This window comes from Pedobacter sp. KBS0701 (genome assembly GCF_005938645.2).
GTDB lineage: Bacteria > Bacteroidota > Bacteroidia > Sphingobacteriales > Sphingobacteriaceae > Pedobacter.
In genome coordinates this window covers 1,894,386-1,908,529 of sequence record NZ_CP042171.1, presented here as the reverse complement: position 1 = coordinate 1,908,529, position 14,144 = coordinate 1,894,386, and the positions used below count along the sequence as shown (strand labels likewise).

General features: G+C 41.2%; 11 protein-coding genes. All 11 read right to left on the bottom strand.

Going from position 1 to position 14,144, the window contains the following annotated elements; translation table 11 throughout:
• Positions 1-120: 120 nt before the first annotated feature.
• The 11 genes from ccoG to FFJ24_RS07470 all read right to left on the bottom strand — a co-directional run bounded on the left by ccoG (position 121) and on the right by FFJ24_RS07470 (position 13,966).
• Positions 121-1,497 (bottom strand): cytochrome c oxidase accessory protein CcoG, encoded by a 1,377-nt coding sequence (gene ccoG / locus FFJ24_RS07520; RefSeq protein ID WP_138820871.1) that lies wholly within the window; start codon positions 1,495-1,497, stop codon positions 121-123.
• Positions 1,481-2,449, bottom strand: a complete 969-nt coding sequence (locus FFJ24_RS07515) for a cbb3-type cytochrome c oxidase N-terminal domain-containing protein (protein WP_246862764.1) — start codon at positions 2,447-2,449, stop codon at positions 1,481-1,483. The genes ccoG and FFJ24_RS07515 overlap by 17 nt, the downstream gene beginning before the upstream one ends.
• Positions 2,436-2,618: a hypothetical protein gene (locus FFJ24_RS07510; protein WP_121283362.1), complete on the bottom strand. Its 183-nt coding sequence runs from the start codon at positions 2,616-2,618 to the stop codon at positions 2,436-2,438. Before FFJ24_RS07510 ends, FFJ24_RS07515 begins: the two co-directional genes overlap by 14 nt.
• Positions 2,619-2,621: 3 nt before the next feature.
• Complete coding sequence (ccoN, locus tag FFJ24_RS07505; RefSeq protein ID WP_138820870.1) at positions 2,622-4,763, bottom strand: cytochrome-c oxidase, cbb3-type subunit I; 2,142 nt, start codon at positions 4,761-4,763, stop codon at positions 2,622-2,624.
• A 72-nt stretch (positions 4,764-4,835) separates the two neighbouring features.
• Entirely contained in the window at positions 4,836-5,015 is a 180-nt protein-coding gene (ccoS, locus tag FFJ24_RS07500; protein ID WP_138820869.1) for a cbb3-type cytochrome oxidase assembly protein CcoS, read from the bottom strand.
• Positions 5,012-7,396, bottom strand: coding sequence for a heavy metal translocating P-type ATPase metal-binding domain-containing protein (locus FFJ24_RS07495; RefSeq protein ID WP_138820868.1), 2,385 nt, complete (start codon positions 7,394-7,396; stop codon positions 5,012-5,014). Before FFJ24_RS07495 ends, ccoS begins: the two co-directional genes overlap by 4 nt.
• A 12-nt stretch (positions 7,397-7,408) precedes the next feature.
• Positions 7,409-8,755, bottom strand: coding sequence for an oxygen-independent coproporphyrinogen III oxidase (gene hemN / locus FFJ24_RS07490; protein WP_138820867.1), 1,347 nt, complete (start codon positions 8,753-8,755; stop codon positions 7,409-7,411).
• A 2-nt stretch (positions 8,756-8,757) separates the two neighbouring features.
• Positions 8,758-9,183, bottom strand: coding sequence for a lactate dehydrogenase (locus tag FFJ24_RS07485; RefSeq protein ID WP_246862763.1), 426 nt, complete (start codon positions 9,181-9,183; stop codon positions 8,758-8,760).
• 701 nt (positions 9,184-9,884) lie between these two features.
• Positions 9,885-10,916, bottom strand: a complete 1,032-nt coding sequence (locus FFJ24_RS07480) for a response regulator (protein ID WP_138820866.1) — start codon at positions 10,914-10,916, stop codon at positions 9,885-9,887.
• A gap of 10 nt (positions 10,917-10,926) precedes the next feature.
• Positions 10,927-12,129: a PAS domain-containing sensor histidine kinase gene (locus FFJ24_RS07475; RefSeq protein ID WP_138820865.1), complete on the bottom strand. Its 1,203-nt coding sequence runs from the start codon at positions 12,127-12,129 to the stop codon at positions 10,927-10,929.
• Between the two features lie 55 nt (positions 12,130-12,184).
• Positions 12,185-13,966 carry a hypothetical protein gene (locus FFJ24_RS07470; RefSeq protein ID WP_138820864.1) on the bottom strand — a complete coding sequence of 594 codons (1,782 nt, stop codon included), beginning with the start codon at positions 13,964-13,966 and terminating at the stop codon, positions 12,185-12,187.
• Positions 13,967-14,144 lie beyond the last annotated feature (178 nt).

The window sequence follows — 14,144 nt, the reverse complement described above, 5'->3', positions numbered from 1 at the left end:
GGCAAATCCATATTCTATCGTTAACTTTTTCTCATTGAGTCATTTTCTCATTTTATTACTCTTATAATTCACTGCTTTTCTATTTCCCTCATTCAATTATTTTCTCATTCTCTCCTTCAATCATTCACTTTCCGGCTGTGCGAAAAAACTAGTTGTCGCGGTACTCAACACCTCGCCATTGGCAAGCACTTCGAAAACGGCATCCGTTTTGTATTTTTTAATCGAATTATTTTTCCTGATCAGAAAGAATGTGAGGTGCACGGTACCTTCTTTTGGTAAAACAGTTGCTTGCTGAATAAAATCGATCTGATCACTACTATCCTGCGACCTGAAAGTAAATTTTACCGCTTTATTGGTTTTGTTCACCAGCTCTGCATTGTACAGGTTACTGGTTTTATCCGTTCCCCTGCTTTGGTATAAAGTACCACTGGCCCTTAAAACGGTGGTCTGGATGTTTTCTCTTTTATAAATCAGGGAAGAAAAAACCATTAATACCACGAATAAAACCGCAGCATAACCATAAGATTTTAATCCAATTTTATAAGGTTTCCGCTCTGCAATAAAATCCTGGTTAAAGAAACCAATCAGGTTTTTGGGTTTGCCTATTTTCAACATAACTTCATCACACGAATCGATGCAGGCGGTACAGTTCACACATTCGAGCTGTGTTCCCTGGCGGATATCGATCCCCGTAGGGCAAACCTGTACACACAAGCCACAATCGATACAATCGCCAGTTTTTTGTTCTTGTGTATTTCGCTGTAAACGTCCGCGGGGTTCGCCCCTTGTAAAATCGTAAGCTACTACGAGGCTCTGGTTATCAAGCAGCACCCCCTGAAGCCTGCCATAAGGGCAGATTACAGTGCATACCACTTCGCGCACGTAAGCAAATACACCATAAAATATAAAAGTAAACAGCCAGATGGATATAAAACCTGAAACGTGGCCCGTAATGGGCTCGGTGATGATTTTAAACAGCACATCAGAGCCGATCATATAAGCCAGAAAGGTATTGGCGATGGCAAAAGAGATGATCAGAAAAATAAAATGTTTGATTCCCTTTTTCCATAACTTTTCGGTGTTCCAGGGTCCTTCATCCAGTTTCTTTTGCTTACTGGCATCACCCTCTATCCAATATTCTATCCTACGGAAAACCATCTCCATAAAAATGGTCTGTGGACAGGCCCATCCGCACCACAACCTGCCCAATACCACTGTAAAACATACAATGAAGATGATAAAGATGAGCATGGCGAGTGCAAAAAGGTAAAAATCCTGTGGGGTGAAAATCAACCCAAAGAAAACGAATTTCCTTTCGATGAAATTCAGCAGCACCAATTGCTCGCCGTTAAGTTTTAGAAACGGGCAGGAGAACAAAAATAACAGCAACATATAACTTACCCACTTGCGGTAGGTGTACAATCTACCAGACGGTTTTTTAGGGTAAATGAAATTTCTGCCCTTGCCCTTACTTTCCGGTTTATTTTTTGGTAACATCTGCTTGGTTTACACTATCTTTCGCTACTTTCATCTCATTGTCTTTTACATCTTTCGCCTCGTATTTTTCGCCCTGTGGGGCTTTGGCACCCGCTGGATTGCTTCCTTTTAACGACAAGATAAAATTAGCCACGGCACTGATCTGTTTCGGATTGAGGTTTTTCTCCCAACTGATCATCCCTTTTTCCGGAACGCCATATTTAATGGTTTTAAACACATTATTAATACCTCCACCATGTAACCAGTAATCATCAGTTAAGTTGGGACCAATCACCCCCTGCCCTTTATCGCCGTGGCAAACCACACAGTTTGTATTAAAAATCGTTTTCCCATCTTCCAATACCGTTGGCGTATTATCAAACTTTACGGAGTTTTCATCAATGGTATTGGCCGATTTTTCGAGATAGGCTGCTTTTTCTACTTGTGCTTTGGCCATTTCATTCTCGTATTCTTTATCCTGCAGATCGCCATAGCCACCAATGTGGTAATAAAAGAGATAACCTGCAGCGAAAATCATCGTACCAAAAAACAGGAAATTAAACCAGGCCGGTACCGGATTGTTTAGCTCCTTAATGCCATCATAAGCATGATCAATCACCAGGTTCTTTTCTTCTTCAATGGGTTTTAAACTCAACAATTTTGCCCATATAGAAGGTTTTACCGTTTTTTGTTTCAACCAGCTATCGTAATCGAGTGCCCCCTCCTTCACAGGTCCGCTATATTTAGTGGGGTTTAACTGTTCCTGGTACATTACTTTAAATGCATTGAGCAACGTTAGCGAAACAAAAAGCAGGACTAATGCAAAAAGCAAAAGCAGTATAATGAGTATTTCAGTTTGGCTAAGTCCTAATCCAGGCTGAGAAGGTACTATAGCTTCTGCTGTTTTTTGTTCAGCAGCGTAGCTTGCCGCCGATAAAAACAGTGAAAATAACAATAGTTTAATCTTCTTCATATTGATTGGTTTTGTTGTCTTGAAAAGGAATTTCACTCATGGTTTTGATATGGTTTTTGCTTAATTTGAAGAGGTAAACGCCAACAATTACAAAAAACACCATAAACATGAGCAGAGAGGTAACGAGGTATATTTCGCCACCGGCTAAATCTTTGATCTGATTGAACATATTTTATTGATTTGAAGGAATGGTTTCTTTATTGGCTTTAATATCAGTACCCAATCGTTGCAGGTAAGCAATAATGGCTACAATTTCACGGTCGCTTTTAACTTTAATGTTGTTCTGCTTCAGGTCTAAAGCAATTTTTTCAGCCTGTATTTTTAAATCCTCATTGGCATGTTTGTCATAGCCTTCAGGATATGGCACGCCCAATGTTTGCATGGCCCTGATTTTACTCGCAGTAGTGCTGATATCCAGTTGCTGTTCAATGAGCCATGGATATGGTGGCATAATACTTCCCGGCGACATTGAAGTAGGATCGGCCAGGTGATTGTAATGCCAGGCATCAGAATACTTTCCCCCTACACGGTGAAGATCTGGTCCGGTACGTTTACTGCCCCATAAAAACGGGTGATCGTAAACAAATTCTCCGGCCTTGCTATACTCTCCATAACGTTCGGTTTCTGAGCGGAAAGGTCGAACAGTTTGTGAATGGCAGTTTACACAACCTTCTCTGATGTAAAGATCCCTGCCCTGCAGCTCGAGCGCACTGTATGGTTTTACACTTGCAATAGTCGGCACGTTAGATTGAATAGTAAAAGTTGGCATCATCTCAACCATTCCCCCAATTAGAATAATGATCAATGAGAGCACCATAAATTTCATTGGTTTACGTTCCAACACTCTATGCCAGGCTTTATCGGCAGGACTACTATCCACTACAATTTTGGTTAAAGGCATGGCTTCGGCAGCTTCATTGGCTACAAGTTTAGCTCCAAGCATGGTTTTGGCCAGGTTATAAGTCATTGCAATAACCCCGGTTAAATAGAGTGCACCACCGATTGAACGTAAAACATGCATAGGGATAATCTGCAATGTTGTAGCCAGGAAATTAGGGTATTTCAATAAACCTTCAGGGGTAAATTCTTTCCACATCAATCCTTGGGTAAAACCGGCCCAATACATCGGGATAGCATAAAAAAGGATACCCAAAGTACCGATCCAAAAGTGGAAACCTGCCAGTTTTTTAGAGTAAAGTTCTGTTTTATAAATACGAGGGATTAACCAGTACAGTACACCGAAAGTTAAAAAGCCATTCCAGCCCAAAGCGCCAACATGTACGTGAGCTACAATCCAATCGGTAAAATGCGCTACTCCGTTAATCTGTTTTAACGACAATAAAGGGCCTTCAAAAGTGGCCATACCATAAGCGGTAAGGGCAACCACCATGAATTTAAGGGTCACATCTTCTCTTACTTTATCCCAGGCACCACGAAGAGTTAATAGACCGTTGATCATACCGCCCCAGCTTGGTGCAATTAACATAATGGAAAAAGCAACGCCTAATGATTGTGCCCATCCCGGTAATGAGGTGTATAATAAGTGATGGGGACCGGCCCAGATATAGATAAAAATGAGCGACCAAAAGTGCAGGATACTCAGTTTATAGGAGTAAACAGGTCGGCCAGCCATTTTTGGCAGGAAATAATACATCATGCCCAGGTAAGGCGTAGTGAGGAAAAATGCTACGGCATTGTGCCCATACCACCACTGAACCAATGCATCCTGAACGCCCGCATACACATAGTAGCTTTTCATAAAAGAAATGGGCAGCTCAAAAGAGTTTACAATGTGCAAAACCGCAATGGTAACAAAAGTGGCAATGTAAAACCAGATGGCCACATAGAGATGGCGCTCTCTCCTTTTAATAATGGTACCGAACATGTTTACGCCAAAAACCACCCAGATGAGGGTGATGGCAATATCGATTGGCCATTCGAGTTCGGCATATTCGTGTGAGGTAGTAAAACCCAGCGGAAGGGTAATTACGGCCGATAAGATAATGAGTTGCCAGCCCCAAAAATGGATCTTGCTGAGCACATCGCTAAACATCCTGGCCTTAAGTAAACGCTGAAGCGAATAATAAACGCCCATAAAAATGGCGTTTCCCACAAAGGCGAAAATCACGGCATTGGTGTGCAAGGGCCTGATTCTACCAAAAGTGGTATACTGGTTGCCCATGTTCATTGCCGGCTTAAAGAGCTGCATGGCAACAAGCAGTCCAACAGTCATCCCTATAATTCCCCAAACCAGGGTGGCAATGCCAAAGTTTCTGACAATCCTGTTATCGTAAGTAAATTTTTCTAGCTGCATAATAGAAGCGGAATTTTGTATGTTTTGTACATCAAAGGTATCCTGCAGCCAAGAGATAAAGGATGATTGCGGTTAGCTGGAAAAGTGATCTTCTTCACTTTTTTCGGCAATCACTTCATCGTCGAACAATACGCGGATACCAGGAGTATGCACATCGTCGTTCTGACCGGTTTTATAAGCCCAAAAGAAGGCCCCCAGAAAAATGAGTGCCATTAAAACGCTGCAGCCAACCAAAAAGTAGAGGATATTCATATCAGTTTATTTTTACAGGCAAACCAGCGGGTGGCCAGGGTGGTGAATAATATAATGGTAACGGTACTAATTGGCATCAGCACCGCAGCAACCAATGGATATAATGTTCCCTGTACGGCATAATAGATACCGATGCAGTTGTAGGCAATGGCAATGGCAAAACTTATTTTAATTACCTTAAGCCCATCTTTGCTGAGCTGGATAAAATACGGCAGGAGGTTTAGTGCGCCACCCTTCAGAATGGCATCGCAGCCCGGGGTAAAATTATTGATGTTATCTGTTAATGCGATCCCAAAATTGCTCTGCTTTAAAGCTCCGGCATCATTTAGGCCATCGCCAAGCATCATTACGGTATTCCCGCTTTCCTGGAGGTTTAAAACGGCATCCAGTTTTTGGTGCGGACGCTGCCGGAACCTGATAGTAGTGTTTTCAGGAAAAATGGTCGTCAGCATGGAACGGTCTTTATCCGTATCTCCCGATAACACCTGCAAATTAAATTTAGCGAGTTTCGAAACCAGCTGAGCCAATCCGGGCCGCCATTGCTGTTTGATATCAAAACAACCTTTATAAGTATGGTTGATCAGAATATGCACACCGGTTTCACCAGCCGATTTTACCGTTATCGGTATCATGGATAAATGTCCGGCATAAATAGTATGATTATTGATCCGGGCAGATAAACCTTTACCAACCACTTCTTTATAATCGTTAAGTGAATAAAATCTTTCAACATTTAAAGCCTTTAAAATATGCCTGCTTAAAGGATGTGTAGAGTTACGCAATAGCGAAGCTACAATCAGTTTTTCTTCATTTGTTAAGGCCCCACTAAAAGAGATTTCGGCATTTTCATTACTGGTTAAGGTACCTGTTTTATCGAAAATCAAGGTATCACATTTGGCGAGTTCTTCAACCGCATCTGTATTTTTTACATAAAATCCCTTTTTATCAAAAACAGATAAGATAGCAGATAAAGTGAAAGGCGTGCTTAAAGCCAGTACACATGGACAGGCAACAATAATAACTGCGGTAAATGCCGACCAGGCCTTATGGCTATCGTGCTGAAACAACCAGTAAGCTGTAGCCGAAAATGCGATCAGAAAAACCCCAAGGCTGAAATATTTTGCGACAGAATCGTTAAAATTCTGTTTATTGATATTGTTTTTGTAATTCTCGTTATTCCAGAGTCCGGTAAGGTAACTCTGCGAAACCGGCTTGATTACTTCAAGTTCTATGGCTTCGGTAGTTTGCCTCCCCCCTGCATAAATGATTTCGCCCAGCACTTTATGAATCGGCTCCGATTCACCGGTAACAAAACTCATATCTACCCAGGCATCGCCTTTCATTAAAATGGCATCTGCAGGCACCAGTTCTCCGTTTCTGATCCATAATCTATCACCGATTTTAATATCATTAATGGATACAGGTTTCTCTTTGCCCTTCTGTAAGGTAGTAACCGCAATCGGGAAATAAGAACGGTAATCGCGGTCGAAAGAGATGTGGTGATAAGTTCGCTGTTTAAGCCATTTCCCCATGAGAAGTAAAAAGACCAGGCCTGTTAAGGTATCGGCAAAACCTGGGCCGGTGGCAAAAATAACTTCATAAGCGGTGCGTAAAAACAATATGGCAATAATCAGTGCCAAAGGTGTATCTAAATTGATGTGTTTGTGTTTGATACTGGTAATGGCAGAGGTAAAATAATCTCGTCCGCAATAAAAAGCCGCTGGAATGGAGAATGCCAGGTTTAACCAACCGAATAAAGACTGGAACTGTTTTTCAAAACCTGATAAACCAAAGTATTCGGGAAAGCTAAAAAGCATCACATTGCCCATTAAAAATCCTGCGACAGCAATTTTCAGCACTAAAACTTTATCAACCGAGGTACTGTGTGCCTTTACCACATCCTGCAAACTGATCAGGGGTTCGTAACCGATCTGGTTTAAGGTTTCTACCAAATATTTTAGCGAAATTTCTTCATGGTTGAAGTTGATGGTTACCTGTTTTTTGAGAAAATCGATCCGTGAACTGAAAATAGCGGGATTGATTTTATAAAGGTGTTCCAATAACCAGATGCAGGAGCTGCAATGGATGGCGGGAATGTAAAACGTAATGATGCTCGAACTTTCATGTTTGTAATCGAGCAATTGATCGATAATTTTAGGATCGTCGAGGTATTCTAAATGGCTTTCATTTTTTAATTGCCTGCCGGGGTTATTGTTGTACACATAATAATTGCACAAGTTGTTTTCTGAAAGGATTTTGAAAACAGCCATACAGCCCGCACAGCAAAAATCTTTATCATCTGTTTGATATTTTACCTTGGGCAGATCCTCTCCACAGTGGTAGCAAATGGCTTTGGTTGTGGTTTTACTTTGATCTTCCATTGTAATTATTTCTTATATTGATGAACTGAATAGTTGTGTTTTAGGCTGCTTAAGCCATAATTTTTCGTCGAATGCCATGCAAACATTTCTCAGGAAGGACTTTCCTTTGGTGGTAATCCTGATTTCTTTTTCAGTTATCAAGACCAGTTTATCGTTTAACAAGGGTAAAAGCCGCTCATGTACCTTTTCGGGAATGCCTTCGCTGTACGCAGTATTGGCCCTGCACATGATATTAAGAATGTGCTTTCTTACGGTGAGGTCTTCATCCGTTAAAAAATGTCCTTTTTCTACAGGTAATAATTTCTGTGCTATTTTTTCTAAATAAGCTTCTACCGTTTTAGGGTTCTGCGCAAAGGCAGTCCAACTATCGCTGATCGACGAAACGCCGAGCCCGATAAGTAAATGGGTATGCTGACTGGTGTAACCCATAAAATTCCGGTGGAGTTTATCTGTTGCCATCGATTGAAACAAAAGATCGCTTTTCAGTGCAAAATGATCCATTCCCACATCTTTATAACCGGCTTCAAGCAGTAGCTTTCTGCCAAACTGATAAAGCGCAAATTTTTCATCTCCCGCGGGAATATCCTTTTCGGTGTAATGCCTTTGCCCGGGTTTTAACCAGGGCACATGTGCGTAACTATAAAAGGCAATGCGGTCTGGCTGCATGGTAATTACTTCATTTATGGTAGCTGTTAATCCAGAAATGCTTTGTCCCGGAAGGCCATAAATCAGATCAAAATTGATGGAAGTATAACCGATTTCCCTTGCTTCGCCAGTTACTTTAACTACCTGTTCAGGTGTTTGAAAACGGTTAATCAAAAATTGAACTTTCGGATCAAAATCCTGTATCCCCAAACTTAATCTTTTAAAACCAAGCTGGTAGAGTGCTGTTAAATGTGCGTTGCTGGTATTGGCCGGATGCGCCTCAAAAGAGAGTTCGGCATCAGGAGCCAAAGTAGCATTTTGCATAATGCCGTTAATGAGTAGCCCGAGATTTTCTGCACTAAAAAAAGTAGGCGTTCCGCCACCGAGATGCAGTTCTTTTAGTTTAGGTTTCTCCCGCAAGGCATCCACATACATGCCCCATTCTGCAAGTAAAGCCTGGATGTAAGGCGCCTCTACCGAATGATTCTTGGTAATACGGGTATTACAACCACAATAGGTACACAGGCTTTCGCAAAACGGAAGGTGGATATACAAACTGATGCCTTCCTCTTTATAGCTGAGGTAAGTGTTGGCCACACTGGCCAGCCAACCATTTGCATTAAAATTTTTAATATCCCAGTACGGAACAGTTGGATAACTGGTATAGCGTGGGGCGGCTACATTATATTTTTTAAGCAATTCGGCACTTTCCATCTTTACAGTTTTTTAGCCGTTGCACAATCGTTCTGGCAGCAGCAGGCTTTGCCTACGCATTTACCAGCTGCCCACTGATCGAGGTTTTTGATAACCTGCTCCATCCTCGCCTTGGTATCGGCCTGATCGGAAAGCAATGGCACATTGGCAATCTTCATACCGGCAAGTCCGGCAGCGGTAAGGTCGAGGTGATCTGTTTGTGAAGATGAAGTTGCGATATACTTGATACCAAGCGCCCTAAGTCCTAATATCATGTTACCACTGAGTTCATCGTTATTAAAAACCAGAAGGGCTTCTTTACCGGTTGCAAATGAAAGCGTATCGGCTGTTAAGCTATTGGCAATTATGGTGATATCGTGTTTTTTATAATTGGCCAGTACCAACCATTCCTTTTCATCGGGCTTAATGTTGTAAGCTATAGCTTTCATATACAATGTTTATGGATACAAAACTATGAAGGAAGTGTAAGGCAACAGGTGAGAATGCTTAGAGAAAAAAATGATACTGGTTACATTTTGAGTGTAGCGTTGGGCGTTTGGCGTTTGGAGGGGATTAACCGATTTAAAAAGAAACATAGGACCGATGAACTAATTTAAGAATTAAAACTCAGCCAATTTTTATAATAAAATCTTCCCTTCGATCCGATAGCTATGGATCAAGCGCAGCCCCGACTTAAAGTCTACCGTGTATACAGATCTTTTTTAAGAATAGTTTAGGCATTTTGCTAGCCAACTTTAATAATGCACGGATTTTAACCAAGGACGCTGTCAATCCCAAGAGCCAGGGAAATCAAAAAAACAGTTGTAGTTTAGGTATATTGGCACTAACAAACCTGAAACACAGTGGTTTTGTGTTCATAACAATGATTTAATTTTAAAAAATATTGAACACAAAACGAAGTGCCGCTGTTTTTTTGATGTGCATGGGATTGTGCAAAAGGCTCATTGCCGGATTGACAAAGCGCTTTGGGTACTTTGGCGTTCCAAAGTACCATGCCCCGCGGCATAGAGCGGTAGATGATTGTTATAATTAATTGTGTCCCAGCTGAAGAGATTGCTTCGGCTCCCGCTTGCCCGGCCTTATAATGACGAATGTGGCTATGAACTAATGACTAATGAACCAATGAACGCTATTGTTTAATATTCCTGAGTTTTTCGATAGAGAGAATATTAATGGCATTACCTGTTTTATCGATCAGTTTTTCATCTTTAAAATCAGCGAGCATCCGGCTTACTGTTTCGCTGGCAGTTCCTACCAGTGCGGCAAGGTCATCGCGGGAAATGCGGATGGTGCAGCTATCTGCTATGCCATCGCCAAATTTTGTTGCAACCTGCAATAGGGCTTCGGCTACCCGTTTTCTTACGGAGGAATAGGCCAGTTGGAGCATCTGTTTTCCTTTATCGCGTACGTTTCCGGATAACAGACCAATAAATGTTTTAGATACAGCCTGGTGACTGAGCAGGTATTCCATAAAATCTGCTTTGGGAATATGGATAATTTCTGATTCAGTGAGCGTTGCAGCATTTTCAGCATAAAGCTCGCCGTTGCATAAACTTTCGTAACCAAAAAAATCTCCATCATGGTAAAGTCCTGAAGAAAGTTCCCTCCCATCTTTAAAACGTTTGTAGGTTTTCACCTGCCCTTTATTTACGTAATAGAGGTGTGTAGGTTCATCGCCTTCAATATAAATCACCTGTTTGCTGTTTACCCCTCTCGGTTTACCTTTTTTGCGCAGTTCATCCATTACCGTTTCACTATTGCTTTCTGTTGAACTAAAACTGGTGGCCTGCTGCTTTTTCTTAAACCTGCTTTCTATCGCCCTGAAAAGTTCTGTATCATCAAAGGGTTTGGTGAGGTAATCATCTGCGCCCATTTCCATGCCTTTTCTCATATCTGCCCGCTCTGTTTTTGCGGTGATGAAAATAAAAGGAATATTGGCCGTCTTAGGATTTTTATTCAACAGGTACAAAACCCCGTATCCATCCAGTTCGGGCATCATAATATCACACAGAATGACATCAGGTAGATGATTAACAGCCATTTCAACACCGATTTTTCCATGTTTAGCTGTAAAAGTTTTATAACCTGCCAAATCAAGCACTTCAGCAGTACTTTCCCTGATATCGTCGTTATCTTCAATGATTAAAACTTTCTTGTCCATGGGATAGATCTTAAATTATAAAATTATTTTTAAAGGGAAAAATAAGGGTAAATACCGTGCCCGAGTGCTGCTCGCTATTGCAGGTTACGGTGCCGTTCATCAGGCCAACATATCTTTTTACAATGTTCAATCCTAGTCCTGTTCCCGGAATATCGCCGGTATTGTGTGCCCTGAAAAATGGTTCGAAAAGATTGCCCTGATCGGCTGCCGGAATACCAATCCCATTGTCTTTAACCTCTAAAATCAGTTCATCATCTTTTAAAATGGAATTAAACTGGATAAGCGTATCCTCACCACTGTATTTGATCGAATTGGAAATCAGGTTGATGATGCAGTTCTTCAACAGGTTCGGGTCAAGGTAAACCTCTGCGGTTGTTCCGGTATGTTCGTAAATAATATGCTGGTTTTGTTTGGTCATCATCTGCATCTCTTCAGCTATTTCTTCGGCAAAACTGATGATATTAAAAGCTTGTACCGATGCCTCCACTTTCCCGGCCTCCAGTTTCTCGAGCGAAAGGAAATCGTTTAATATCGTAGTGAGGTTATTGATGGAATTTTTAATTTTCAAGGTATGCTTCTCCACACTGGCCACATCCTGTTTGGTGGTATATTTATCAATGAGTGATGCTGAAAGCTGAATGGCACTGAGCGGTGTTCTAAACTCATGCGAGGCCATAGATACAAACCTGGTTTTAAGCTGGTTGAGTTCCTTTTCCTTTTGAAAAAGTGCACGCATATTTTCTTTGGCCATTTCCAGTTCCGACACGAGTTTAACCAGGTCCTGTGTACGTTCTTTTATCTTAACTTCCAGTTTTTCGGTATAACTTTTAATCTGTTCTTCGTTGGCTTTTTCTTTGCTCAAGTCGTGGATAAAACCCGTATAAATTTTACGATCACTAAATTTGATCTCGCTCACCCCCAGCCTGAACGGAAATACAGAACCATCTTTACGCTTGCCAGAAACCTCTCTCCCGATGCCAATAATGTGTTTCTGCCCCGTGTGTTCGTACCTGGACAAGTATCCATCATGACGCGAATGATCGGGTTCAGGCATCAGCACCGAAATGTTCATCCCCACTAACTCTTCCCTTCCATAACCAAAAAGCTCAAGCGCAGCAGGATTTAAATGTTCTATAATCCCCTTATCATCGATGGTAATAATCCCATCAATAGCATTTTCAATAATTGCATCCAAAAATTTCGACCTATCCATTATGCTTCAAGTATATCTCCGTAAATATAGATAAAAGTATTAGCGATCTTTTTTCTTAGCCAACAATCAGTGCATCAAGTTTATGTTTCGAACTTGCCAGCTGTTCATATAATTGCTTAATGTCGTCAGAAGCCTGATCTGTCATTTCGCTGAAAAGCTTTTTATAATAATTGATTCCTTTGGCCAGTTGCTGTTTAAACCCGTTTAACTGTTTTATCTTTTTATCACTAAATTGCTGCAACTGCTGTTTAATATCTTCCTGCAGGTAATCGATATAAAGGTTAAGCTCTTTGATAAAAACGTGAGGCCGCTCTACCTGCTCCAGGAGATTAACTTTACCATAAATATGACCGACCATTTCATCAAAAGAATATACATCGGAGAAATAGGCCAGATTTGGTCCCGGACAGATAGCCACCGCCTTATTTTCTTTGCGTTTAAGAATATTATATTTTAAGTAAGTGGAAGAGCAGAGCCCTTCGCAAAGACATATTTTTCCGGTAATTTCCTTAAATTGCTTTTCATATTCATCAGCGCTTAGGTTAGCTGTTTTAAGGCTGTTGATCTTTAAGTGCTGATATTCCCGCGATGCGGTGCAGATGGCCTGTTCGGTAAATTCGGTATTATTGCAGAGGTATTTCTTGGTACAGGGGCTTCCCGGTCTCCCCTTTTCAATCCGCCCGGTGCGCTGCTGCTCTATGGTACTGTTCCTGAAATTATTAAAACGGATCCCTAATGGTGAGGCATTGCTTAAATAAAAATCCTGTGTTGTTGCGCCGGTAAGTTGTAATAAGGTATCAGCATCTACATTGGTTACCTCTGGTACCAGTAAAAAAGGACTTCCCCAGCCTGTGGCATCGAGATGATAATGTTGCAACAGAAACTGATGTTCTGAAGCAGTTCCGATTCCGCCCTGCACTGTGATCTTTTGCTTGGGTTGTTTTTCGACCGTAATTTCCTTTTGCATCAAGGCAAGCTGATACATTTCAAAAAGCTCCCGGTACATGTCGTTTTTTTTAGTTTTAAATTCCTCCAGAATCGGTCCCAGCAAATAGCCTTCTGTGGCAAATGCATGGCCACCACAATTTAAGCCCGATTCGATCCTGAACTCTGATACCCATAATCCTTTTTTGGCCAAAAATTTAGCCTGAATCAAGGCCGACCTGAAATCACTTACTTTTAAAATAATCCTCTTTTTTAATGAAGCATTTTCACCTGGAAAAAAGTCCGGAAAATGTTCCATATAGCTGTATAATTTGGGGTTCATCCCAGCAGAAAGTACTATTGAAGCATTAAGTTTACTTTCTGCAAAACCGCGTAAAGCCGCTAGCGCATCTGTATTTCCATCACCAGTGTATTTGCCATTCACATAGTTCATTTTATCCACCTTAGCCATAATGTTAACGTCAATGGTACCCATGCGCATCGCATTTTTCAGTAGGGATTGCAAGCTTTGTTTGGTTTCCCCTTCAGGATACCCCATCATCAATTCGTAACCATGCTTTAATTTTGAGTTATCGGGCAAAAGTTCGAAATAGCGGCAGATATCATTCCCTCGCTTAAAATCCTGCTGTTTTAAAGCTTTAAAATCCTGGTTGACGCAATCGGATAAAAGGTTGAGGTATGCAGTAATGCGTCGGCTACGGCTATCGCTTTCACCTTTGGCAATCGCCTCGAAATCCACCGATCTGTTCTGTGAATGATAAGCCCGCATACGCTCTACCAATTCGTCATCAACAATAGAGAGTACGGAAGAAATGCCATACCTGGCAACTTTTAATGGGGTATCAATAGAGTAACCCAAGCCTAAAACAGGAATATGAAAGGAGTGTAACATGGTGTTTCTTGATGTAAAATGGTCCCCGACATAATGAATGACCAAATAATTTCTACAGCAAAACTACCTTGGTTTAATTGATACAGCGATGATAAGGCTCAAAACAAAAAATGACCGCGATCACTTTTTCACGACCAAAAATTACCGTCATCAGGCATTCTCATTAGGTTAAGGTTTT

Coding starts and splice junctions, on each gene's coding strand:
- ccoG (WP_138820871.1), bottom strand. CDS start 1,497: ATGTTACCAAAAAATAAACCGGAAAGTAAGGGCAAGGGCAGAAATTTC.
- FFJ24_RS07515 (WP_246862764.1), bottom strand. CDS start 2,449: ATGAAGAAGATTAAACTATTGTTATTTTCACTGTTTTTATCGGCGGCA.
- FFJ24_RS07510 (WP_121283362.1), bottom strand. CDS start 2,618: ATGTTCAATCAGATCAAAGATTTAGCCGGTGGCGAAATATACCTCGTT.
- ccoN (WP_138820870.1), bottom strand. CDS start 4,763: ATGCAGCTAGAAAAATTTACTTACGATAACAGGATTGTCAGAAACTTT.
- ccoS (WP_138820869.1), bottom strand. CDS start 5,015: ATGAATATCCTCTACTTTTTGGTTGGCTGCAGCGTTTTAATGGCACTC.
- FFJ24_RS07495 (WP_138820868.1), bottom strand. CDS start 7,396: ATGGAAGATCAAAGTAAAACCACAACCAAAGCCATTTGCTACCACTGT.
- hemN (WP_138820867.1), bottom strand. CDS start 8,755: ATGGAAAGTGCCGAATTGCTTAAAAAATATAATGTAGCCGCCCCACGC.
- FFJ24_RS07485 (WP_246862763.1), bottom strand. CDS start 9,183: ATGAAAGCTATAGCTTACAACATTAAGCCCGATGAAAAGGAATGGTTG.
- FFJ24_RS07480 (WP_138820866.1), bottom strand. CDS start 10,916: ATGGACAAGAAAGTTTTAATCATTGAAGATAACGACGATATCAGGGAA.
- FFJ24_RS07475 (WP_138820865.1), bottom strand. CDS start 12,129: ATGGATAGGTCGAAATTTTTGGATGCAATTATTGAAAATGCTATTGAT.
- FFJ24_RS07470 (WP_138820864.1), bottom strand. CDS start 13,966: ATGTTACACTCCTTTCATATTCCTGTTTTAGGCTTGGGTTACTCTATT.